The organism is Blautia sp. AF26-2 (assembly GCF_003460955.1).
Classification (GTDB): Bacteria; Bacillota; Clostridia; order Lachnospirales; family Lachnospiraceae; genus Fusicatenibacter; species Fusicatenibacter saccharivorans.
This window is the reverse complement of sequence record NZ_QTWD01000011.1, coordinates 69480-93853: the sequence shown is the minus strand read 5'-3', so window position 1 is coordinate 93853 and position 24374 is coordinate 69480. Positions and strand designations below refer to the sequence as shown.

At 49.3% G+C, this 24374-nt stretch carries 21 protein-coding genes and 1 pseudogene; 11 read left to right on the top strand and 11 right to left on the bottom strand.

What is annotated here, in order from left to right; genetic code table 11:
• Nucleotides 1-85: 85 nt before the first annotated feature.
• Nucleotides 86-1177 carry a PucR family transcriptional regulator gene (locus DWY63_RS14310; protein ID WP_055226895.1) on the bottom strand — a complete coding sequence of 364 codons (1092 nt, stop codon included), beginning with the start codon at nt 1175-1177 and terminating at the stop codon, nt 86-88.
• Between the two features lie 196 nt (nt 1178-1373).
• Nucleotides 1374-2486 (bottom strand): ABC transporter ATP-binding protein, encoded by a 1113-nt coding sequence (locus tag DWY63_RS14305; protein WP_055219170.1) that lies wholly within the window; start codon nt 2484-2486, stop codon nt 1374-1376.
• 349 nt (nt 2487-2835) lie between these two features.
• Between DWY63_RS14305 and DWY63_RS14300 the strand changes: the two genes are divergently transcribed.
• Nucleotides 2836-3651, top strand: a complete 816-nt coding sequence (locus tag DWY63_RS14300; protein WP_243001894.1) for a YesL family protein — start codon at nt 2836-2838, stop codon at nt 3649-3651.
• A gap of 104 nt (nt 3652-3755) precedes the next feature.
• Here the strand turns inward: DWY63_RS14300 and DWY63_RS14295 are convergent, their stop codons facing one another.
• Nucleotides 3756-6434 (bottom strand): sensor histidine kinase, encoded by a 2679-nt coding sequence (locus DWY63_RS14295; RefSeq protein ID WP_117509947.1) that lies wholly within the window; start codon nt 6432-6434, stop codon nt 3756-3758.
• A 16-nt stretch (nt 6435-6450) separates the two neighbouring features.
• Nucleotides 6451-7146: a response regulator transcription factor gene (locus DWY63_RS14290; RefSeq protein ID WP_022461396.1), complete on the bottom strand. Its 696-nt coding sequence runs from the start codon at nt 7144-7146 to the stop codon at nt 6451-6453.
• Nucleotides 7147-7391: 245 nt separating this feature from the next.
• Between DWY63_RS14290 and DWY63_RS14285 the strand changes: the two genes are divergently transcribed.
• The 8 genes from DWY63_RS14285 (at nt 7392) to DWY63_RS14250 (ending at nt 17426) form a co-directional block, all read left to right on the top strand.
• Nucleotides 7392-7796 carry a GGDEF domain-containing protein gene (locus DWY63_RS14285; protein ID WP_082424534.1) on the top strand — a complete coding sequence of 135 codons (405 nt, stop codon included), beginning with the start codon at nt 7392-7394 and terminating at the stop codon, nt 7794-7796.
• Nucleotides 7797-8215: 419 nt separating this feature from the next.
• The gene (gene mgtE, locus DWY63_RS14280; RefSeq protein WP_022461398.1) at nt 8216-9610 is read left to right on the top strand and encodes a magnesium transporter; all 1395 of its coding nucleotides are present in this window, start codon (nt 8216-8218) and stop codon (nt 9608-9610) included.
• Nucleotides 9611-9811: 201 nt separating this feature from the next.
• Nucleotides 9812-11200: an alanine/glycine:cation symporter family protein gene (locus tag DWY63_RS14275; protein ID WP_055219316.1), complete on the top strand. Its 1389-nt coding sequence runs from the start codon at nt 9812-9814 to the stop codon at nt 11198-11200.
• Nucleotides 11201-11260: 60 nt separating this feature from the next.
• On the top strand, nt 11261-12166 hold the full coding sequence (locus tag DWY63_RS14270) for an alpha/beta hydrolase (protein WP_055219163.1): 906 nt from the start codon (nt 11261-11263) through the stop codon (nt 12164-12166).
• Between the two features lies 1 nt (nt 12167).
• On the top strand, nt 12168-12908 hold the full coding sequence (locus DWY63_RS14265; protein ID WP_055219161.1) for a LytR/AlgR family response regulator transcription factor: 741 nt from the start codon (nt 12168-12170) through the stop codon (nt 12906-12908).
• Between the two features lie 51 nt (nt 12909-12959).
• A complete protein-coding gene (locus DWY63_RS14260) occupies nt 12960-13619 on the top strand; it encodes a sensor histidine kinase (RefSeq protein ID WP_055219159.1) in 660 nt (219 codons plus the stop codon).
• A gap of 184 nt (nt 13620-13803) precedes the next feature.
• Entirely contained in the window at nt 13804-15606 is a 1803-nt protein-coding gene (locus tag DWY63_RS14255; protein ID WP_055219157.1) for an ABC transporter ATP-binding protein, read from the top strand.
• Nucleotides 15606-17426, top strand: coding sequence for an ABC transporter ATP-binding protein (locus DWY63_RS14250; protein ID WP_117762045.1), 1821 nt, complete (start codon nt 15606-15608; stop codon nt 17424-17426). Before DWY63_RS14255 ends, DWY63_RS14250 begins: the two co-directional genes overlap by 1 nt.
• 109 nt (nt 17427-17535) lie before the next feature.
• On the opposite strand, the gene DWY63_RS14245 is transcribed toward DWY63_RS14250, so the two are convergent.
• The 4 genes and pseudogenes from DWY63_RS14245 to DWY63_RS14230 all read right to left on the bottom strand — a co-directional run bounded on the left by DWY63_RS14245 (nt 17536) and on the right by DWY63_RS14230 (nt 19583).
• Nucleotides 17536-18141, bottom strand: a complete 606-nt coding sequence (locus DWY63_RS14245; RefSeq protein ID WP_055219153.1) for an NUDIX hydrolase — start codon at nt 18139-18141, stop codon at nt 17536-17538.
• A 26-nt stretch (nt 18142-18167) separates the two neighbouring features.
• Nucleotides 18168-18425 (bottom strand): hypothetical protein, encoded by a 258-nt coding sequence (locus DWY63_RS14240; RefSeq protein WP_022461406.1) that lies wholly within the window; start codon nt 18423-18425, stop codon nt 18168-18170.
• 81 nt (nt 18426-18506) lie between these two features.
• A pseudogene (locus DWY63_RS14235) lies at nt 18507-18914 on the bottom strand (glycoside hydrolase family 3 N-terminal domain-containing protein); the annotation flags it as partial.
• Between the two features lie 30 nt (nt 18915-18944).
• Complete coding sequence (locus DWY63_RS14230; protein WP_055265555.1) at nt 18945-19583, bottom strand: bifunctional 4-hydroxy-2-oxoglutarate aldolase/2-dehydro-3-deoxy-phosphogluconate aldolase; 639 nt, start codon at nt 19581-19583, stop codon at nt 18945-18947.
• Nucleotides 19584-19787: 204 nt separating this feature from the next.
• Here DWY63_RS14230 and DWY63_RS14225 point away from each other — a divergent pair, with 204 nt between their 5' ends.
• The gene (locus tag DWY63_RS14225; RefSeq protein WP_117802480.1) at nt 19788-20663 is read left to right on the top strand and encodes an AraC family transcriptional regulator; all 876 of its coding nucleotides are present in this window, start codon (nt 19788-19790) and stop codon (nt 20661-20663) included.
• Nucleotides 20664-20717: 54 nt separating this feature from the next.
• Nucleotides 20718-20981, top strand: a complete 264-nt coding sequence (locus DWY63_RS14220; protein ID WP_022461360.1) for a hypothetical protein — start codon at nt 20718-20720, stop codon at nt 20979-20981.
• A 146-nt stretch (nt 20982-21127) separates the two neighbouring features.
• Here DWY63_RS14220 and DWY63_RS14215 read toward each other — a convergent pair whose 3' ends face one another.
• The 3 genes from DWY63_RS14215 to DWY63_RS14205 all read right to left on the bottom strand — a co-directional run bounded on the left by DWY63_RS14215 (nt 21128) and on the right by DWY63_RS14205 (nt 24234).
• The gene (locus DWY63_RS14215) at nt 21128-22084 is read right to left on the bottom strand and encodes a D-2-hydroxyacid dehydrogenase (protein ID WP_022461361.1); all 957 of its coding nucleotides are present in this window, start codon (nt 22082-22084) and stop codon (nt 21128-21130) included.
• 175 nt (nt 22085-22259) lie between these two features.
• Nucleotides 22260-23045 carry a hypothetical protein gene (locus tag DWY63_RS14210; protein WP_117802479.1) on the bottom strand — a complete coding sequence of 262 codons (786 nt, stop codon included), beginning with the start codon at nt 23043-23045 and terminating at the stop codon, nt 22260-22262.
• 490 nt (nt 23046-23535) lie between these two features.
• A complete protein-coding gene (locus DWY63_RS14205; RefSeq protein ID WP_022461363.1) occupies nt 23536-24234 on the bottom strand; it encodes a 5'-methylthioadenosine/adenosylhomocysteine nucleosidase in 699 nt (232 codons plus the stop codon).
• Nucleotides 24235-24374: the final 140 nt, after the last annotated feature.

Sequence of the window (24374 nt, the reverse complement as noted above, 5' to 3'; positions counted from 1 at the left end):
AGGGTCAAAAAGTCTTTTGACCCCTTCGATACCCGGATTGCTCCGTGCTTTGCACTCCCGCAATCCTGTACGGCTCTGAACGGTTTTACAGATTTTCGCTGTTGTTCATATACGTCATGTAGCTTACGACCATCATGGCAATTTTAAAGGTCAGCGCATCGTCAAATTTACGAATGTCGAGTCCTGTGCTCTTCTCGAGCTTCTCCAGACGGTACACCAGAGTATTTCTGTGTACATAGAGCTGACGGGATGTCTCGGACACATTCAAGTTATTTTCAAAAAATTTATTGATTGTGGTCAGTGTTTCCTCATCGAACGTATCCGGCAGATTTTCGCCGAAGACTTCGGTCATAAACATTTCGCACAGCGGAATCGGGAGCTGATAGATCAGACGGCCGATGCCGAGGTTGTTGTACGGTACCACGTTTTTGTCTGCGTAGAAAATTTTTCCTACTTCGAGTGCCATCTTCGCCTCTTTGTAAGAACGCGATACACTCTTGATCTCGTTGACCGGATTTCCGTAGGAAACGCGCACCTGGGACATGGCCTCCGCATTCAGCATATCCACCAGCATTCTTGCGGTCTGGTTCATATCCTCGAAGGTGTCGGTGTCTTTCAGTTCTTTTACAATAATAATGCTCTTCTCATCGACCGCGGTGATAAAATCCTTCGGTCTCGATGCGAACAGGCTCTTTACGGTTTCCTGCGCGCTGATGTCTTTTTCCATCTTCGTTTCTACCATGAAAACAACGCGGCGCACGTCGGTGTCGATGCGCAGCTTTTTCGCACGGTTATAGACATCCACCAGAAGGAGGTTGTCAAGAAGAAGATTCTGGATAAAATTGTTTTTGTCCAGACGCTCTTTGTATGCAATGATGAGGTTCTGAATCTCGCATACTGCAACTTTTCCGATCATGTAAGCGTCATCGCTGCTGCCTTTGGAGATCAGAATGTACTCTACGTTCTGGTTGTCATATACTTTAAAATAATGATATTCCTGTACAATCTGGCTATCCGCAGCGGATAATACAAAAGAACGGATGCTTTCTGCATCAATCGCGGTTTCCGGGAATGTGGTCACCAGCAGAACACCATCCGTATTCGTCACACATAAATCAATTCTCGTAATATTTCTTAATTCATCAAGGGTTTTCTGTAATACCTGACTTGATACCAAATCTGCCACTTCCTTTCTCCTGGCGTATTTTACTCCAGGGTGCATCTTATCTATAACTATAGCTTATTTTTTTCTCATTGGCAACTATTTTTTGCTTCGCAAAAGGAGGGCGGTGCATATGCAAAAAGGACCGGCATCCGAACGGATGTCGATCCTTTTCTCTATGTTTGCGCATACGCGCTGATGTTCATATGGATTAGTTGGTAATGGTGATCTCTGTCTCTTTGTCGAACAGATGAACTTTCTCCATATCCAGAGCAAATTTAACGGTATCTCCGCTTCTTGCAGTTGTACGAGGATCTACGCGGGCTGTCATTGGGAATCCTTCGCAATCGAAGTACAGGTAAACTTCTGCACCTAACAGCTCGTATACGTTGATCTTGCACTCAACTACGCTGTCTTTGGAAGTTTCGATGAACATCTGAGAATCATGTACGTTCTCAGGACGGATACCCATAACAACGGTCTTTCCGTCATATCCGCCGTCAATAACAGCTTTTGCTTTGGAAGCCGGCAGTTTCATGTTGTATTTACCAACAGTAAGAGTAACGTCGTTTCCGTTAACTTTTACTTTTGCATCCAGGAAGTTCATCTGCGGAGATCCGATGAATCCTGCAACGAACAGGTTGCCCGGTGCGTTGTACAGGTTCTGCGGGGTATCTACCTGCTGAACAACTCCGTCTTTCATAACAACGATTCTGGTACCAAGTGTCATAGCCTCGGTCTGGTCATGTGTTACGTAGATGATGGTAGCGCCCAGTCTCTCATGCAGTTTGGAAATCTCGGTACGCATCTGTACACGAAGTTTTGCATCCAGGTTTGACAGAGGCTCGTCCATAAGGAATACTTTAGGATCACGTACGATTGCACGTCCCATAGCAACACGCTGTCTCTGACCACCGGAAAGAGCTTTCGGTTTACGGTCAAGCAGTTTCTCCAGGTCAAGGATTTTAGCTGCCTCTTTAACCTGTTTGTCGATCTGATCTTTCGGAACTTTTCTCAGTTTCAGGCCGAATGCCATGTTATCATATACGGTCATGTGCGGATACAGAGCGTAGTTCTGGAATACCATTGCGATATCACGGTCTTTCGGCTCTACATCGTTTACTACTTTATCGTCAATTTTCAGAGTACCATCGGAGATCTCCTCAAGACCTGCGATCATACGAAGTGTTGTAGATTTACCACATCCAGATGGTCCTACGAAGATGATAAACTCTTTGTCAGCGATTTCCAGGTTGAAGTCTTTTACTGCTTCAAAACCGTTCGGATATCTTTTTGTAATGTGCTGTAAAGATAAACTTGCCATTTTTGAATCCTCCCTAAATAAACATCATGCGTTTTATTATGAGTTTTGCATTTGCATCTCTCTTGCTTATGGGACTAGTATACCTTTTCTACCCGCATTCGACCATGCCACAATTACACAAACTTTCCTCCGGCAGATTGGCAATTCTGCTTTCGGATTTTCTCGAACCGTTCTCTTCTGTCCACTTTGCACAAACAAAATGTTCACTCTTATACAAAATGACGAAACGAAAAGTTTATATTCTCTTCATTGCATTTTTCTGAAAAATTCGCTATACTTTTCTATGATGTCTGCCAGCCGGAACGTTAATCGGCGGCACACTTAATTCAACAGAAAAGAGGAACAAATTATGAGTTTTTTCAGCCTGGACAGTAAGTTCTCGCAGATTATGGGCCGTGTCTTCGACCTGATGATGCTGAACATTATTTTCCTTATTATGTGTATCCCGATTGTGACAATCGGCGCCAATTTCACAGCAATGTACTACGTCACGCTGAAGATGATCAAAAATGAGGAGACGTATATCTTCCGTACCTACTGGAAATCCTTCCGCGAAAACTTCAGGCAGGCAACTGCCATCTGGCTCATCCTGCTGGCGGTTCTGATTGTTCTGATTCTTGATCTTCTGCTGGTCATGAGAATGCCGGGTACCATCACCTACCTGCGTTTTGTTTTCCTGGTACTGATCTTTTTCGAGGCCATGGTACTTTCCTATGTATTTCCGGTACTGAGCCGCTTTGACAATACTGTAAAAAACACGATCAAGAACTCCATCCTGATGGCAATCCGCCACCTGCCGTGGACCATCATGATCCTGCTCGTCAATCTCTGTCCGCTGCTGATCTATGTATTCTCCACGACAAAGATTGTCAGCTATCTGATTCTTCTGATGTTCCTTCTGGGCTTTTCCACGGTAGCGCTTGGATGCTCCTGGTTCTTCGTAAACAAAATCTTCCCATTCTATATGCCTGAGGAAGAAAACGAGGTTCTGACACCGGAAGAAGAATCCTTACGGGCACTCGAAGCAATGGACAGACCAAGCCCGCTGACTGAACGTTCCGATGACGCTGCTCCGGCTGAAACTACCGATGCTGCAGAAACTGCTTCGGAAGAGGAATCTGCAAGCCCGGCTGAACAGACAGAAACAGACGAAACAAACGAATAAATAAACTGCATTTCATAAACAACTCCCCGCCGGGAACCGCATCTGCTGCGTGTTTCCCGGCGGGGAGTTGTCGTTTTCTATTCTCTTTTATTTTTCAACACTTCTCAGGCATCCTGCTGTGCTTCCTCCTGTACCGCTTCCGGTACGATCATCGGAGGCATCGGTTTTTTCTCCTTTACAGCTTCATCAAACGTAATCGTAACCTTGAACAGGTCGCCGTCCAGATAAATGTTGAAGCTTCCATGCTGCAATACCGTTAGGTTCTTTGCGATTGAAAGACCCAGGCCGCTGCCCTCGGTGCTCCGGCTGACATCGCCGCGGATAAAACGCTCCGTCAGTTCATCTGCCTGGAAGTTCAGCGGGTTCTCGGAAATGTTCTTAATCGAGAGCTGAATCTTTCCGTCTTTTTTGATGGCATCCACATAAACCCGTGTTCCCGGCATGGCATATTTGCAGACATTTACGTACAGGTTCTCAAGCACGCGCCAGATGCGGCGGCTGTCCGCACGGATCAGAAGCGGTTCCGGCTGGAGAATACAGATCAGGTCGAGATTGCGGCCTTCGAACCGCTCCGCAAATTCTCCGTTCACCTGCTGTACCAGTTCATTCAGGTTCAGGTTCATGAATTCCAGTTTAATATTTCCGGAGCTGATCTTCGATGCCTCGACAAGGTCCTCCGTCAGCTGTTTCAGGCGCTGTGATTTTTCGTCGAGTACGCGGATATAATCTTTCGCTTTCTCGTTTTCAATATTTTCCCGTTTCAGCAGATCGACATAATTAATAATAGAAGTAAGCGGTGTCTTGATATCGTGGGATACGTTGGTGATCAGATCCGCTTTTAAGCGCTCGCTCTTCATCTGCTCCTGCACTGCCGCTTTCATTCCCTCTCCGAGCGAATTGACAATTCCGGCAAGCTGAAGGTTGTCTTCCCCCTGCAGCTCCGTCAGGTCAATCTTGTAATCCAGATCGCCCGCAGCAATCTCTTTTAAGCCATGTTCAATCTGTTTTCTTCCGGATGCCTCGCGCAGCAGAAGAAGCAGCACTGCGGCATCCATCACCAGGGTAAGGAATACGCCGAACATTCCGAAGCCGCAGCAGAGAATGATCTGCACGCCGCAGAAAACGCAGAACATAAGGATCGTTCGCTCCGACTCCTGTCTGCCTTCATAGAAGGTTCTTCCGGCAGACACGATCCGGTGGCCGACGCAGTACAAAAACGACTGTTTCCAGACGTTGCGTGCTTTGATCCGGCGCACCAGTGAGCAGTACGGAATCAGTGTGATCAGAAATCCGGCGAGGATGCCCGATGCGGCCACCAGGCTTCGCCATGTATCTGCTTCATTTCCATAGGATCCGCTGTAGATGTAGTTTCCGTCAAAATTCTGGATATAATGAACGCCGCCGTAGGAAAGTTCGATGCAGACAGCAACGATTCCAACTGCTCCCATCACAATCAGGATGGCGGCTGCAGCTGCGATTTCCGTGTACCACTGATCGAAAAAGTAAAGGCGGATTTCTTTGTTTTTTCCATTTCTTCCTGCCTGCAGTGTGAACAGGACCAGGCAGACCAGCGTTCCGATTCCGCCAACTGCAATCATCAGAAGAAGGAGCTGCATTTTCGGAAGCCACTGGCTGTAGATCTCACTGTACTGGGAGAAATAGTCGCTTGCTGCCAGATCCGGATCCAGTGCAACAAAGATCTTCTGATAATTATCTGCAATCTGATTGTTCAGTAGATAGCTTCTCGCTGCTTCCACGGCCGGGCTGTTTTTTCTTGTTGCATAAGAACGGACTTTGTCGGCACCGCCGGTCCGGTCAACAGCAAAGGCGAACGGATAGGGCGATTTCTGCGCAATGGCTGTTGTGTAACCATTTTTCCAGGAATCCACATTCGTATAGATATTTCCTTCTTTATCCTCCAGACAGTACCAGAGATTGGCATCGTCCGCATCGACGCTGATGCCGCTCTCCTGGTTTTTAAAAGCAGCAACTTCTTCCGTGACCCCGGAAAGTGTCATATACAGATCGCGGATGGATACCTTTTTCAGATTTGCCGCCGCGTACTCATAGAGGTACGTTCCCGCTTTCGTTTTCTGCGTTTCCAGGCTCATTCCCTGATCGTATAGATACAAAAACTGGGAGGAAACATCAGCAGGATCAATTTTTTTCTCTTTCAGGCTTTTCACTGCATTATCGGAAGGAAAGTAGACCTCGCCGTCCGGGGAAAAGCTGTCAAACGTCTCTGCATCTGCCGCGCTCACTTCTTCGGTGAGTGCGGCTACATCCGTCTCTTCTGTTTCCTGGCTCACGTCAGTTCCATCTTCGTATGCAAGATAGGCTTCTTTGTCAATTCCGGCATCGTTCGTCGCATAATTGTCCGCAGTATACGCTGCCACCTCATTGAGGTCTGCGCTGCTGCCGTCATCGTACATCTTGACAAGCTGGTCAATGGTGTACGTTGTACTTATCCCGCCGCTTCCCTCTCCATCGGTTGCAAAGGCACGGTAATCAATCTCTTTTGTTCCGTCGTATCGACCGTTTGTGCCGAATTTACTCATATCATTATAGTAGCTCATGACGTTATGAAGCTGCCGCTGCACCAGTGTGCCGCATGCGGTGGTTTCTTCAAACGCATACTTTTTTGCTGCCGCATTCGGCGTCAGGCCGACGCTGGAAAGCATCAGTGTCTGAATGCCCCCGAACAGCGCACTGGCGGCAAAAACGATCAGCAGAAGAAAAACGATCAGCTTCCCCGTCAGGCTGTAGAGTTTTCGTTCTTTCACAATTATTCACTCCTTATTATTGTTTCTCAATCTTATACCCAATTCCCCATACAACTTTCAGATAGCGCGGCTCCTTCGGGTTGATTTCGATTTTCTCACGGATGTGACGAATGTGGACCGCAACGGTGTTGTCCGCACCGATCGCCTCCTCGTTCCAGATGCTCTCGTAGATCTGTTCAATCGAAAATACCTTGCCTGGATTTTTTACCAGCAGCAGGAGAATGTTATATTCGATCGGGGTCAGTTTGACTGGTTCACCCTCGACGCTGACTTCTTTTAAATCGTCATTGACGAGAAGCCCGCCGACCTGATACACATTTTCTCCGTCGTCCGCCGGAAGATTTCCAAGTTTCGTGTAGCGCCGCAGCTGAGATTTCACCCTCGCCACCAGCTCGAGCGGGTTAAACGGCTTCGTCACGTAATCATCCGCGCCGATGTTCAGTCCCAGAATTTTGTCCACATCCTCTGATTTTGCGGACAGAATAATGATCGGAATACTGCTCTTTTCCCTGATTTTCAGCGTCGCACGGATGCCGTCCAGTTTCGGCATCATGACGTCGATAATCAGCAGCTGAATCTCCTCCCTCTCGAGCATCTGGATGGCCTGCATGCCGTCATATGCTTTCAGCACATGATAGCCCTCCTGGGTCAGATAAATCTCAATGGCGTCTACAATCTCTCTATCATCATCACATACTAAAATGTTGTACATTTCTTCTTTCTCCACCTTTCATTTTTTCTTTTCCGGCACTTTTTTTCCGCGCCGGACCTCCCACATGATTCAAAGATGATTGTACCGCAAATTCCCTCAAGTTGCCAGATGTCTTTTGTTTTCATCCTTACTGTACCAAAGGAATCTTTAGGTCCGCAAAGGAAAATCTTAAGTTTCTATAAAGTTTTGTCTGTGAATTCAGAGCTCAAACATTTTTTAGACAATTGCAATTATTTTCTTAGCACATCCTGCTTGCCGTCTATGCGGATCTCAATAATTTAAAGATCATCAACGACCGATACGGGCATGAAGAAAGGGACTTCTCCATCCGCCTTGTCGGACAGTTTCTGCAGGATTCCATCGGCAAACGCGGTGTCTGCGGACGCATCGGCGGCGATGAATTCGCATATCTTGTTCCGTGTTCCGACGAAACAATGTCCAGGGATCTGTACCGGACGCTGCACTCCGCATTCGACATTTTTAATAGAACGAACGAAAAAGCATATAATATTACCGTTTCCACCGGCTTTTATCTGCTTCCGAAAGACATGGATTCCACACTTCCGGAGATGCTCGCGCATGCGGATGCAATGCTTTACGAGGAGAAACAGAAACGAGATAAGAATGTTGCGAAAATTTTACCAAAATAGGAATTGATTTTTTTCTGGAAAGCAGTTAGAATACTTGAGGGATGATTTTTGAATCCCGTATTTCAAGCGAAACAGACCGGCAAAAACGGCTGTTTGATCAAAAAATTTCTAAAAAAAGGCAGGTGAACAGAATGGATAGTTGTGATTCTCATGGGCGAAGTACCAGCATAGGACGGGAACCGGAAAATATGCAGGATGACGGCCATCCTTCTGTCCTGCTTTAATCTTAAATATTTTCCCTTCTTATCCTATGAAAACCCGAAGTAAGACACATGATCCAAACCAGTTTTGAAACGTAATTCTCTGGTTCTTTTTTCGTGTGCTTTTACTGCCCTGTGAGGGTTCCAACATGCTTTTTCGCACCGACAGCACGCATGTTTTTTTCTGCTGTCAAAAAAAGAATGGAGGATAACGAAAAAATGGAAAAACGAGTACAGGATTATACCCAGGAGATCCTGGATACAATCCGCAGTAACTCTTCTCCGGCTGTCATGGGCAGCCGCCTGGAAGATTACCACGAAAATGACCTGGCAGATGTTCTGCCGCTTTTAACGGTTCCGGAGCGATGCAAACTGTACCGCATTCTGGACACGGACATGCTGTCCGATATTTTTGAGTATGCTGAATCCGACAACGTAGCCGAGTACCTCGAAGAGATGGATGTCAAAAAAGCCGCTTCCATCCTCTCCAAAATGGAGACCGATGCACTGGCCGAGGTTCTGCAGAAACTCGACAAAGCAAAGAAAAAACTTCTGATCGAACTGCTCGATCCGGAAGTACGCCACGATATTGAGATGATCGCCTCCTTCGATGAAGATGAAATCGGCAGCCGCATGACGACAAACTGCATCATCATCCGCGAGGATCTGAATGTCAAACAGGCGATGAGCAGCCTGATCGATCAGGCCGCAAAGAACGACAACATCTCTACCATCTTTGTTGTCAATGCGCAGCAGAAATTTTACGGAGCGATCGATCTGAAAAACCTGATCATCGCAAGACGCGACGAGACGCTCGAGGATCTGACCGTAACTTCTTACCCGTACGTATATGCAGAGGAGCCGATCAACGAGTGTATCGAAGAACTGAAGGATTATTCCGAGGATTCTATTCCGGTCCTCGACAATGACAACCGCCTACTCGGTGTCATCACATCATCAAACATCATCGACCTGGTTGATGATGAGATGGGTGAGGACTACGCGATGTTCGCAGGTCTGACCGCAGAGGAGGATTTAAAAGAGCCGTTAAAAGACAGTATGAAAAAACGTCTTCCATGGCTGATCATCCTGCTCGGTCTTGGCATGCTGGTTTCTTCTGTAGTCGGTATTTTCGAACAGGTTGTCACAACCCTTCCGATCATCATGACCTTCCAGTCCCTGATCCTTGACATGGCCGGAAACGTTGGTACCCAGTCCCTGGCTGTTACCATCCGTGTCCTGATGGATGAGTCCCTGACCGGAAAACAGAAATTACAGCTTGTTTTCAAGGAAATGCGCATCGGTTTCTGCAATGGTCTTCTGCTTGGTGTTCTGTCCTTTGCTGTCATCGGACTTTTCATCTTCTTATTCAAGGGAAAGACCATGATGTTCGCATTTTCCGTTTCCGCCTGCATCGGCATCGCACTGCTGCTGGCAATGCTGATTTCCAGTGCCGTCGGCACCTGCATTCCGCTGTTCTTCAAAAAGATCCACATCGATCCGGCGGTTGCTTCCGGTCCGCTCATCACGACGGTCAACGACCTTGTCGCTGTCGTTACATTCTATGGCCTGAGCTGGCTGTTCCTGATCGAGATGCTGCATCTCGCAGGCTGATCTTTTGATACGACTGAAAAATTTTTAAGAGGCAGATATCAACTTTTTCTGGTTTCGGAAAAAGCTGATATTTGCCTCTTATCTTTTCTCTTCCCTTCTTTACATTCCAAACAGAAACCGATATAATAGCAGGTAACGGTGCTTTTATGCTTTGACGTTTCACAGTGCCGCAAATATTTTGAAATGAGGGTTTTTGAAAACATGATTGTCAATCTCATCACCACAGTCTACAACTTTCTCTGGGGCGATCTTTTTACGATTCCGCTCCCGGGCGGCGGCAGTCTCGGAATCTCCCTTTTGATTCTTCTGCTGATCCCAACCGGCATCTATTTTACGATCCGGACACGTTTTCTTCCTATCCGTCTGTTCCCGGACATGATCCGTGCCCTGTCGGAAAAGAAAAATGAAAAAAGCAGCCTTTCTTCTTTTCAGACACTGATCGTTTCCACCGCAACGCGTGTCGGTATGGGAAATCTGGTCGGCGTTGTCGCTGCAGTCTCCGCCGGAGGCGCAGGTGCTGTGTTCTGGATGTGGGTGACGGCTATCATCGGCTCGTCTACCGCGTTTATCGAAGCTACGCTCGCACAGCTTCACAAAGAAGAAGATCCTCTGTACGGCGGCTACCGCGGCGGTCCTGCCTACTACATTCACGATCTGGTTGAAGACCACCTCAAGAAGAAAAAACGATACGTTCTGCCGGCTGTTCTGTTTGCCATTGCCGGTCTGATCTGCTGGTGCGGTATCAGTCAGGTAATCAGCAACTCCGTGGCTTCTTCTTTTAAAAATGCATTTTCCATTCCGCCGCTTTACACCAGTATCATGCTGGTGATTCTTTCTGCAATCATCGTACTGCGGAAAAATGCAACCGTAAAGGTGCTGGATTTTATAGTTCCTGTCATGGCAGTCTGCTATTTCTTTATCACACTGTTTATCATCGCAGTCAACCTCCGTCAGATTCCTTCTGTGTTTGCACGCATTTTTGAGGAAGCCTTCGGACTTCGTCAGATGGCAGCCGGCGGTTTTGGTGCTGTTCTGATGAACGGTGTAAAGCGTGGTCTGTTTTCGAATGAAGCCGGTTCCGGCTCCGCTCCATGCGCCGCTGCCGCCGCAGAATGTGACCGCCCGGCCAAAGCAGGCCTTGTACAGGCGCTCGGCGTTTTTGTTGACACAATCGTCATCTGCAGCTGCACCGCAATGATTATGCTGCTTGCACCAAAGGATCTGATTAATGGCCTTTCCGGCATGGATCTCTTGCAGACCGCCATGCAGTATCATCTGGGAAAATTCGGTGTGATTTTCATTGCACTTACGCTGTTTTTGTTCAGCTTTTCCACGTTCCTCGGCATTTTGTTCTATGCCAGAAGCAACGTTGCCTACCTGTTCGGTGACAAGTGGTGTTTCCAGACCGCTTACAAGGTTCTTGCACTTGTAATGCTGTTTATCGGCGGTATTGCCGCATACACTTTTGTGTGGGATCTTGGTGATGTCGGCATCGGGCTGATGACAATTTTCAACATTATTGCACTGTATCCACTTGCAGGTGAGGCGCTTTCCGAGTTAAAATCATATGAGGAGTCGAAGAAATCGTAAATCCTGTGGATTGCTGTTTCGGACCGAAAAATGGGTTTTTGAAAAAGGAGGTTTTTACACATGATCATTGAACCATCAAACTACACGTATGAGACAATGCCGGACTACACAGACGCGGTAGACGGCGCCGTGGAAATTCCGGTGACCGGAGAGGAAATTGAGATCCGCTATGCGCATGAAGTTGTCTACGACGAGGCGCACAATCTTCATCTGGAAATTTTCACACCATTCCAGATGGCGCACCCGGAGCGCACTTGGCCGTGCATCACATTTATTCAGGGATCCGCCTGGATGAAACAGTATGTCTACCAGAAGGTCGGCATGATCGCCCGTCTGGCGCAGCGCGGCTACGTTGTTGCAATCGTCGAATACCGTCACAGCGGAATCGCACATTTCCCAGCGCAGATCATCGACGCAAAAAATGCGGTACGTTTTCTGCGTGCGCATGCGGAGGAATACAAGCTGAATCCATCGCAGATGTTCCTGATGGGAGATTCTTCCGGCGGACAGGTTTCTTCCGTTGCCGGCATGACCGCAAAGAGCGGAAAACTTGACGAGCCGATCAATGAGGAAAGCTGCGAGGTATGCGGTATTATCGATCTGTACGGAGCTGTTGATGTGACACTGCCGTACGGCTATCCGATAACGCTGAACCATCAGAAACCAGACAGCCCGGAGGGCATGCTGATGGGCTATGACATTACCGAGCATCTTGAGGAGGCTAAGGCAGCCTGCTCCAAAACATACGTGAACGAGGATTTCCCGCCGATGCTGATCGCACACGGCACCAAGGACACGATGGTGTTCTGCCAGCAGAGTGTCGATCTCTACCACGCATTAAAGGATGCCGGAAAAGATGTACAGCTGTATCTTCTTCGCGGCGCAGACCACGGCGGTGCCGCATTCTGGACCGAGGAAATGATTACCGTTTACGATAACTTCTTCAAAAAATGTTTGGGTGAATAACATGAGAATTGCTTACTGCGAAGATGAACCGGCGCAGCGTTCCCGGATGGAACTGCTGCTCCGCACCTTTGCGGAGCGAAAAAGGCTTCCTCTGACCGTGGAAGCCTTTTCAGACTCCGCCGCTTTTCTGTTCCAGTATCCCGGCTCGTATCCGTTTGATCTCATCTTTCTCGATATTGATCTCGGCGGAATGGACGGCATGGCGCTGGCGCGGAAAATCCGTGAAACGGACAGTGAGGTGCCGATTCTCTTTCTGACGAATCATAAAGAATATGTTTTCGAAGGATATGAGGTGCAGGCGTTCCGGTATCTCTTAAAGCCGGTGACAGAGGATACACTGTTTCCGCTGCTCGAGGAGCTGCAGGCGATGCGCGGACAGGAAAAGCCGCATCTGCTGCTTTCACTTGGCGGGGAGACGCAGAAGCTGTTTCTCTCCGACCTGCTTTTTGTGGAATCCGATAATCATTATCTGACGCTGCATACAGCCGCCGGAATGGAAACTTTTAAGAAAAATCTGTCGGAGTTCCGCGAAGAACTTTCTGCCGCATGGCAGGCTTCTGGTGAGACGGGGGAATGTTTTGCGGCCGCACACCGGAGTTATCTTGTGAATCTCGCTCATGTGGAGCGGATCACGCGGACGGAATGTCTCTTGTCGGACGGAACAAAAATTCCGGTCAGCCGCGGATGCTATGCATCACTCAACCATGCGTTCCTGCAGTTTTACCGGCCGAATGCGTTTTAAAGGTTTTGCATTTTTTAATTTCCAATTCCGAACGAACCGAGGTGATGTTTCATGGCGCACATTCCATTTTTATCCCATTATCTGGAACGCAAAAATATCGAATACCAGAACCAGCTTCTCGCCCGCCAGGTCGAGGAAGTGCAGAATATCTATCTGACAATGCGCGGCTGGCGCCATGATTACCACAATCATCTGCAGTCAATGAAGGCATATGTTGAGATGGGACAGTATGATAAGCTGCAGGAATATCTCGGGCTGCTCGAAAATGATCTCGATCAGGTCAACCAGCTCTGCGACTCGGGGAATGTGAATCTCGATGCGATTTTAAATTCCAAAATTTCACTCGCCGAAAAGAACGGCATCCGCGTGGATTACAAGGCAGCCTGCCCGGCCAATCTTACGGTGAGTGATATTGATCTCTGCGCGCTGATCGGAAATCTGATTGACAATGCGGTGGAAGCATGCGAGGGCCTTGCGGATCCCTATATCCGGCTTTATATTGGTGTGCTGAAAAACCAGCTGTATATTTCCGTTACGAATGCAACAAAGGATACTGTGCGGAAGCTGGACAGCGAGTATATCACCACGAAGCGCGGAAATCACGGGCATGGGCTGAAACGGATCAATCTTGTTGTGGAAAAGTACGAAGGATATATCAACCGGCAGAACGAGCCCGGCGTTTTCGTGACGGAGATTATGCTGCCGCTGTAAAAAGCTCTTTCCAGAATTTTTTGATTTTGTCCGATGATTCTACAGAAAAATTTTGCAGAACGTGAACACTTTTTTTGCTGTTCGCGTTCTTTTTTGTTCCATTTACGTACTTTTCCCCCGTGTTTTGCATGAATATGGTAGGATAACTACAGTTCACGAAAGACATGTGACAGAGGAGGTCTTTATGTATTCATTATGGTCTAACTACATTTATATTCATCGGGAGCTGTGGCATTACAGCAAAAAGCCGTTTCTCTTTCAGGCACTCGAAATCGTCTCACAGGTGCTCACCGGCTTTTTCGGGATTCTGCTTCCTGCCGGGATTCTCCTGTTTCTGGAACAGAGCAGCGGCTTTTCCGGATTTGCACTTGGAACGCTCGTTCTCTTTCTTTGCTATGCCGTTGTTTTTGTCAGCCACACCTTTCTGCAATCGCGGAACGCCTGGCAGTATACCGAATTCCGGACCGGCTTTTTTACGCGCCGCCTTCTCTGTCATTTCATGCAGATAGATTATGCGGTTCTGACAGAACCAAAAACGCTGCAGCTCGCCGAAAAAGCCGTCGGAGCCACCTGCAGCAACTGGGTCGGCGTGGAAGGCATGTTCCGATACGATGTCACAATTTATTCTTCGTTTCTTGGGCTGATTCTCTACGCAGGACTGATCGGAACCGTCCATCCGGCTATCATTCTTCTGCTGCTTGTGCTCTCGGTTCTGCAGTTTCTCAGCTACCGCCGCGCGGCTTCTTACGAAGTCCGCCGCAGAGACGATCTGTCTGAAATTGAAGTATCGCAGCGCTATTTCCAGAAACAGTCGTACAACACATCCGCCGGAAAGGATATCCGTCTGTATCAGCTGAACGGATGGCTCGATGGTGTTTATCGCCAGCTCAACAAGCGGTATCAGAAAATTCTGTTCCGCATCCGCAGCGCCTACTTTGCAAATGATCTGCTGACACTTACACTACAGCTTCTGCGCGACGGAATCTGCTATGGCTTTCTGATTTACCGTCTATCCCACGGCACGATGACCGTATCCGGCTTTGTGCTTGCGCTCGGTGCCGTCTCCGGTTTTTCTTCATATTTTAACGAGATCACCGCCGCGCTCTCCAAATCCGTGCTCTGTCTCGAGCAGATCCGCTGGCTGCGGGAATTCTTCGATCTCCCGTTCCCTGCAGGCCACACGCTGCCGTTCCGGCCGGAACTTGCGGAAGAAAAACCGCTGGAAATCTGCTTTTCCCACGTCTCGTTTTCCCATCCGGGCGGCGATAAAAGGATCCTCGATGATGTCAGTTTTACACTCCATGCGGGCGAGCATACGGCACTTGTCGGCATCAACGGCGCCGGAAAATCCACCATTGTCAAGCTGATCTGCGGGCTATATCAGCCAACGGAAGGGAATATCACCATCAACGGCATTCCCCTTGGCAGTCTGAATCCGGCACAGTATTACAAAGCAATCGCGGCGGTCTTTCAGGACCCGTTTGCACTCTCGTTTTCGATTGCAGAAAATGTGAGCTGCTCCCCACTGGAAGAGACCGATCGTAACCGTTGCCGAGAAGCACTCATCCGCGCCGGACTCTGGGAAAAAATTGCAAGTCTGCCGCAGAAAGAAGAAACCTATCTTGGCAAGGATATGGCGGACGACGGCATTACGCTTTCCGGCGGTGAAATGCAAAAACTGATGATGGCGCGGGCACTCTATAAAAATTGCCATCTGCTCCTGCTCGATGAGCCGACGGCTGCGCTCGATGCAATCTCGGAAAATAAAATGTACGAAACCTACAGCACACTGCTGAAAAATAAGACTGCGCTTTTCATCTCGCACCGTCTTGCATCGACACGCTTCTGCGATACGATCCTGTTTCTCGAAAACGGAAAGATCAAAGAATGCGGAACCCACGATGAGCTGATTGCCCTTGGCGGATCGTATGCGCATATGTTTGAGGTGCAGAGCCAGTATTATCAGGAAACGGAGGAAGATATCTGATGAAAATGAAAGAACGGTTTCATGCCATCTGCCGCTTTTTAACTATGGTGAGCCAGGGCAATCACCGCGTGCTGTTCTGGCTTCTCGGAAGCGCTTTTGCAGCTGCAACGCTGCCGTATCTCTCCTTGTTTTTCTCGGCGCGAATTTTGAATTTACTGCTTGCAAAGTCGTACCGCGCCTGTCTGTATACTGTTGTCGTCTTTCTGCTTACGCAGTATGGGCTGGGATTGTTTGAAAAAATCTGCCGCCAGTATCTCAACGGCCAGAAGGAGCTCTGTCTTGCACGCACGGAACAGAAAATCACCGCAAAGGCGCTGGAGCTGGAGTTTGAGAAATTCGAAAAAACAGAGACGATGGATGCCATCCGGCGCACCAACGTCTCCTCCATGGGATCGGGAAATGTGGGTGACCAGCTCATTGTCATTCATACGCTGATCACTTCCCTGCTCTCGGTTCTCTATGCCCTGTTTTTCCTGCTCCGTCTGTTTCTTCTGTCCGACAGCAGCAGGAATAACTTTTTCACCTCGTCGTTTTCGATGCTTGCACTGCTCCTGCTCTGTGGTGTGCAGCTTGCACTTTCCTCCCGCATCAACCGCAGGAGTACGCAGAAAAAGATAGAGCTGAACCAGGGCAACGACCATTCCAACTCGGTTGCCAATTATCTCGTTAATGTGATGCTTGAAGAACGGCGCGCGGACGATATCCGCATCGGTCATCTCGATCATTTTCTCGACGTACAGTTTGGAAAAGCCATGGAACACTTTCTGCCGATGTACCTCGACTTCGCCCGCTTCTCCGCCATCACAGACGGAAAAAACGCGCTGCTTTCGCTCCTTTCCAATTTCGCTGCGTACCTTGTGATCGGCGCCAGGGCTCTGTACGGCGTTCTCCCCATTGGGGATGTTCTTCTGTATGCCGGTTCCGTGACACGCGCCATGAGTGATCTTCAGACATTTCTCGCAACCGGATCGGAGTTCGACTATATCAATTCCTATCTCTCGACCTATGAGGATTTCATTGCGCAGCCGTCTATGGCCTACGACGGTACACTGCCGATTGAGAAACGCGACGACGGCCAGTACGAATTTGCGTTCCACGATGTCTCATTCTCTTATCCCGGTACGAATATTCCGGTACTCGAACATGTGACACTGTCCTTTGCCGTCGGCGGAAAAACCGCCCTCGTTGGCCGTAACGGAGCCGGAAAGACAACACTCATCAAGCTGCTCTGCCGCCTGTATGAGCCAACTTCAGGTTACATCACCCTGAATGGCATTGACATCCGCAAATATAGCTACAAAGAGTACACGCAGGCATTCTCCGTCGTTTTCCAGGATTTCCACCTGTTTTCCCTCCCGCTCGACGAAAACATCGCCGCCGGAACCGAGATTGATGAAGCTGCTTTGCAATCCTCTCTTGCAAAAGTCGGTCTCACCGACCGTGTACAGCAACTCCCGCAGGGCGTCCGCACCCGCCTTTACAACAACAACGGCTCCGGTGTCGACCTTTCCGGCGGCGAGGCCCAGCGCACCGCCATCGCCCGCGCCCTCTACAAGGATGCCCCGTTCGTCATCCTCGACGAGCCGACCGCAGCCCTCGACCCGATCGCTGAGGCTGAAATCTACGAACAGTTCAGCCAGATGACCGCCGGCAAAACCGCTGTCTACATCTCCCACCGCATGAGCAGCTGCAAATTCTGCGACCGCATCATCGTCCTCGACCACGGCCGCATCGCCGAAGACGGAACCCACGACACCCTCCTCGCAAACCACGGCATCTACGCCAATCTTTACGAAACCCAGGCCCAATACTACACCTGAGTCCTCACCATCCCGTCCCCCACAACGTAAATGGGAGTCAGAAAAACACAACCCCTGGCAGTTCGTGCTAAGAACTTCCAGGGGTTGTGTTTTTCTGGCTCCCCTCCACTTATTTCAGGAATGCAAACGGCTCCTCATCATGAATAAAATGCATCAGATGATAAGAACACATAATTGCTACATTTTCTTCCTTTAAGATTCTCTTTGCCTCCTCGCGGTCAGCAAGGACAACTTCGATCACTTCGCTCTCTTCGAGGTATTTGCGGCTGATCTCGCCCTCGCACCAGCCGTAAACGGCAGAGCATGCTTCATCGGTCAGGCCGATTGTGGTGAAGAACGGTTTCTCGTAGCAGGGATCTACTTTCAACGGGTGAAACGTAAGACCGGTCTCCTCATGCATCTCGCGCACGGCAGCCTCATGGAACTCCTCGCCCGGTTCCACCAGGCCTGCCGGGAATTCGTAGATGTAGTCATCAATGGAAACGCGGTACTGGCGCACCAGGACAATTTTGTCGCGTTTTTCCCCGTACAGACTGTACATCAGCACACCGTCCGGCGTATTTTTCCTTGTTTTAATCTTCATCTGCTCGATGGATTTTGCGCGGGAAGCCACGTAATAGCGGAAGTGATGGTTTACTTTGTTTGTCCCTTCCACCAGGTAAAGATTTACGAACGGATTTTCCGTCTGTTTTGTGATTTTTTCAACATTCGGCATAAGTAACAACCTCTTTCTTTTCTCTTTTACTGGTCAAAATCAGCCTCAAACACGCCCTCCGGGGTGCGCATCGTCAGCACGCCGAGGTTGAATTCATCATCCATCACCGTGATGTGGTACTCGAAAATCACATCATCATCAAATTTCGATAATACCACATAGGAACCGTTCTCTTTTCCCTCGATCTGGTCGCAGATGTCATCGTAAACATCGCTTCCCGAAATCGGCCGCGGATAGCCGGATTCTTTGATTTTCTTTTCAATCATTTCATATAATTCGTTCATGTTCTGCCCTCGTTTTTCTTTTTATCGGTTATGTTTCATTGTACCACGAAAAGACCCGCGGGGACAATCCATTGCGGCGATTCACCGTGAACTTTTTTTATTTTCATACATCTTCTGGTCCGCCTGTTTCATGATGACGGATTCCGAGATTTCCATGTTTTCCCGAACCATTCCGCCGACGGTGCCGTTGATTCTGTTGTACGCCGTCATGATGCCCTCTGCGCCGCTCTCCTCAATACATCTGCGGAACGGCTCGAGATACAGCTCATATTTATTCCGCGGGTCAATCGAAGAGTTCTTCCAGCCGCGGCCGACCTCGGTGTTGTTTCCATAGAAGTGTTTCAGGGTTGATGCACAGCGCAGATATTTTGGATCGTCGCCCTGCATTCCCTCGATGTAAGCGCCGGCCATTTTTCCGGTCAGCACAGGGTCCTCGCCGTAGCACTCCTCGTTTCTTCCCCATCTCGGATCACGCTCGAGGTCAACGGTCGGTGCCCAGCGGCTGCGGGAAGGATGTCGTCACGTCCGGCTTTCCTTTACGATCTCAACCGCCTCTTTCACCAGCTCTTCAATGCGGTCGAATTCGTTGTTTTCAATCATCGTATTTTTTACCATCCAGCTTCCGCCGCATGCTGCGATGCGGTCGTATGCCAGGTATTCTCTTACATTCTGCGGGTTGATGCCGCCGGTCGGCATGAATTTCATCATGGTGTACGGTGCTGCGATGGCACGGATGTATTTCAGTCCGCCTGCCGGTTCTGCCGGGAAGAATTTCACCATGGTGAGCCCAAGACCGATCGCCTGCTCCATCTCAGTCGGGGTCACGATGCCCGGGATCACTGGTACTTCGTGTGCCTGACACCATTTTACTACCTCCGGGTTGAGACCCGGGCTGACGATAAATTTTGCTCCGGCTTTTACGGCGCGGTCCGCCTGCTCGGTTGTGAGCACAGTTCCGGCTCCCACCAGCATCTCCGGGAATTTTTCACTCATAATGCGGATGGATTCTTCTGCCGCATCGGTGCGGAAGGTCACCTCGGCGCAGGCAAGTCCGCCCTTGCAGAGAGCTTCGGCAAGCGGCTCTGCTTTTGCTGCATCCTGTAAAACGACAACCGGCACAATGCCGTATGTTCCAAGCTGTTCGAGAATCTGATTCATGATAGCTGTTCCTCCGTTTTGATCTTTATCTGAAATTTATTCTGCATTCTGTTTTTATTTTATTCCCTTGTATCGTAACTGGACAAGTTGTTTTTTTCTATTGTGCGGATTGCCGAATACATTGTAAAACTTGCTGTTTTGTGATATGCTGGGAATTGTTGTTATGGTTCAAAAATATCATTTTTTTGCAAGGATGCTTTTATTATGAAAGAAAAACTGCAGACGAAATTTGCCACCCGGCAGTACATGATTTCGGATACGTTTGAGTTATACTATTACAGCACCGACGATGTGCCCGGCGTAAAAGAACATACGCATACGCATTATGAGTTCTATCTCTTTCTCGAAGGGGCGATCTCACTGGAAATCGACGGAGTGCTCTACACACCGACGCCCGGCGATCTTCTTCTGATTCCGCCCGGCGTACCGCATCATCTGGTGATGCACGACCTGTCTGTGCCGTACCGCCGCTTTGTGTTCTGGGTCAGCACCTCTTTTGCAGAGCAGCTCCGCGCCCGTTCCGCCGACTACGTTTACCTGATGGAATACGCTGCCGAAAATCAGAAATATCTGTTCCCGCTCGATTCCGTCGAGTTCAACACGATCCAGTACCGCACCATCCGCCTGATCGAAGAAATGCGGTCCGATCATTTTGGAAAAGAGACGCAGATTTTTCTCTACGTCAGCGACCTGCTGATGCAGATCAACCGAACGGTGTATGAGCAGCATCACCCGCTCACCCGGAAAGCACAGCTCTCGCTGTATGAACAGCTCTGTTTCTATATTGATGAGCACCTGTCCGAGAATCTGTCGCTCGAACGGCTGGCGGCGGAACTTTTTGTGAGCAAATATCACATTGCACACGTTTTCAAGGATGAAATCGGCATGTCGATCCACCAGTACATTTCCAAAAAGCGGCTGGCAAGGTGCCGTGAAGCGCTGCTCGGCGATGTACCGGTCACAAAGGTGTATCTGCTGTTCGGATTTCACGACTATTCGAGTTTTTACCGCGCGTTTAAAAAAGAGTACGGAATCTCGCCGAAGGATTTTAAAGAACTGCATACCGTTACCAGCGATTAACACGGTCGTTCCAAATGCACTGTTCACTTTGTACTTTTCAGGAGGATTTTTAATATGTTTCAGATGTGGGGAAAATTAGTGGAAAACAATCATGTTCTTCAGGATCTTACCGTCTGCATCGACGATGAGGATACCAGAACGCACAAGGTCTTCCGTGCGCTCGATGAAATCTGTGATGCCTGGAATCTGGCGAAGCCGATCTGGCTCGATACGAATATTTCGGAGTTTAAACGGAGATCGAAAACGCGGTTCACACAGGATAATTTTATTGAATCGCTGGAGTTTGATTATCTGGAAATTCAGATTACAGAGGAATAATGTTCTCTCGTTTTTGCAGCAATAAAGCAAATGCAAAAGCCGGGCATCCGGCGGAACTTGGGAGCGGCTGTTCTTACAGTCCCCTCTGCGGTTCCGTCGAATGTCCGGCTCTTTTTATGTATTTTGTCCCTGGCTTTGTACCCCTTTTATACCACGCGGTTTTCCATGCCGCCTTCCAGGTACGAAGCAATATTTTTCTGCACCAGTCCGATCAGGCGCGTGCGGGCTTCCTTCGATGCCCAGGCGATGTGCGGCGTAATGTACAGGCGGTCATCGTCCGCCATTTTCAGCAACGGACTGTCACTGCGGATCGGCTCGCTGGAAAGTACATCGAGCGCTGCTCCGGCGATCAGGCCCTCGCGCAGGGCACAGCAGAGGTCACGCTCATTCACGATCGAGCCGCGGCCGACGTTGATCAGAATTGCGTTCCGCTTCATGTTGGCAAACGTTTCGATATTCATCAGGTTCTCGGTCGCCTCATTTAACGGGGCGTGGATGGAAACCACATCAGAATCCTTCAGCAGACGATAGAGATCGACCCGCTCGTAGTCCGGATCGTCGTGTGCACCGGAGGTGGAGTAATAGATCACACGGCAGCCGAATGCCTGTGCAATCGAAGCCACTTTTCTGCCGATCGCGCCAAGGCCGATGATGCCCCACGTCTTGCCCTCCAGCTCGGTGAACGGTCTGTCCATGCAGGTGAAAAGACTGCTGGCGGCGTAGCTGCCGTTTTTTACGTAATCATCGTAATAACGGAGTTTTTCTGCCAGATAGAAGTACATCGCAAAGGTGTGCTGGGCCACGCTGACGGTGGAATAGCCGGCGACGTTCGTCACGGCGATGTTGTGGCGCTTCACATAATCGAGATCGATGTTGTTGATGCCGGTCGCGGTGACGCAGATCAGTTTCAGGTTCTCCGCGCCGGACAGGGTGCGGCTGCACATGCGCACCTTGTTGCAGATGACGATATCCGCCTCCCGCACACGCTCCGGGCATTCCTCCTCCGTTGTTTTTTCATATACTGTCACTTCTCCAAAACGGGAAAAGCCGGACAGATCCATGTCCTTTCCCAGTGACTCTGCCTCAAGAATTACAAGTCTCATGTTGGTTCCTCCTTTTGCAGATGATGATTCTGCTTTATCCGGGAAAGCAGTGCCGCCTGTCTGTTTTGAAAGACAGCACTGCCTGAAATATTTTTATCTTAGATACCTGCGGACTGCCGATTCGGAAATATGGTCATGTCGATATGCCATGCTCCCCGGCCTGATCCCCTGGTATTTACACGTATTCGCTGATAATTTCCCTCATCAGCTTCTCTTCCTCGGGCGTCAGCATTCCGGCAAACCTGCTCTCGGCCGCGGCGGTCTGGCGGATGCCCTCCCTGACTTTCGAAATCCTCGCTTCTTTTTCCGGGTCTGCGAACAGTTCATTCCGCTCTTTGGCGGACTCGCTTCCCGCAGTCTGCGGTTTTGCTTTCGCCGCTCCGGTTCCTGCCTGTGCCATGGTTTCCGCCTGCACCGGCTGCCGTTCGGTCTGCTGTACGGTTTCCAGCACCGCACTCTGTTTCGTCGCTGCAAACTCATTTTCCAGATAGTCTGTCCAGCCGTTCAGCAGAATTTCCTCTTTTCCGCCGAAATCCAGACAGAGCCGGAAAAAGACAAGGCCTCCGGCGAGCGCGGTGCCCGTTCCGAGGTAGCGCATCAGCTCCGCCTCTCCATAACGGTATCGGTAGATCGCCCACAGCGAAAGAATCGACAGTGCCAGAACCGTGAGGATCATATTCTGGCTTCCGCGCAGAAGCGTCGGGACTGCCATTCCCGCTGACCTGCCCTGTGCAATCTGGCTGCGCATAAACGCCCCGGCATTCGAAAAGGGATGCGCTTTTCTCTGACACGTTTCCAGCACCGACCTGGTCCATTTCGACTTTGGTTCCTTCAGCCTTCCGAGATCGCGGATGGCCCGGGTGTAGAAACGGTTATTCCAGAACAGGCACCACACACCGGCGATTCCTGCTGCTATCATTGCGTATAAGAACACATTTTGTTTCACACAAAACTCCAGCATTCTTATTCCCCCTGATGATTTTTGAATTTGCCTGTCATGATCATATGCCGGTGCTTCCGTTGCGGTGCATCGGCGGATGCCGCGGCAGAATTTGCGCGCACAGGATTCTTCCGCTGGCATATCGGCAGTGGAGACGTGTTACAGTTCACAGGTACCTGGGAACTGTAACATTCGCAGCCCTCATTGAAAATTTTGCTTCGCAAAAGGAGGGCTGCTCACACCTGAATCACTTTCTTACGCAACAAAACAGCAAGTGTTTTACTGCTGAGCAATCCGTAGTGAGCATCTTCTTGTTCCGATGTGCCACAGTATAGCACTGCCGGAAAAATTTGGAAACAAAAAACGTTCGTCAAATTCTTTGTGATTCTGTGCTTTTTCGCGTGAATTTTTATTTTTCGTTCCTTCAGGGGACTGCTTTCGTGCCGGTTCGCGTGGTTTCGCTGGTTTTCGCCTGCCCGTTTGTCGATTTTTTCTTCTTGCTTTTTTTAGATTACAGGCGTTTTACCATTTCCTGCAGCAGGTTGACACAGTGGCGGGCTGCCTCGCTCTCAAAGGTCGGGTAGTCCATTGTTGCGCTGTCGTCTGCTTTGTCGGAGATGGCGCGGAGTACGACGTATGGAATCTTGTTCAGATAAGCGCCCTGCGCAATCGCAGCGCCCTCCATCTCGGCGCAGGAACCGTTGAATTCCTCGATCAGATGGTTTTTCACTTCTTTGCTGGAAATAAACTGGTCACCGCTGACCACGCGTCCGCGGAATACCTGGATTTCCGGATTGACTTCCTTGCAGACTTCCTCTGCCACCTCTGCGAGGTGCTCGTCTGCCGGGAAGCTTAAAACACCCATCTGCGGAATCTCGCCGAGCGGGTATCCGAAGATGCGCACATCCATGTCGTGCTGAACAGCATCGGTCGAAATGACGATATCGCCGATGTTGATTTCATTCCGCAGGGAGCCTGCGATTCCGGTGTTGATGACACAGTCCACGCCGTAATCATCCACAAGAATCTGCGTGCAGATACCGGCGTTTACTTTACCGATTCCGCTGCGCACAACAACCACTTCTTTTCCGTTCAGGTAACCGTGGTTGAACTCCATGGATGCTTTCGTGCGGATTGTAACATCCGTCATCATTTCCTTTAAGCTTGCAACTTCAACTTCCATTGCACCGATAATTCCGATTAACTTCATGTTTATGATATCCTCCAATAACTTTACATGTACTCCCCGATTCTTTCTGTTCTTGCTTTTATGAAATCATTTTTGTCAGCGGTCAGCCGCTAAAGTAAGAACGGAAAACTCCGGGAGTCCATTTTCTTTTCCTTCTGGTT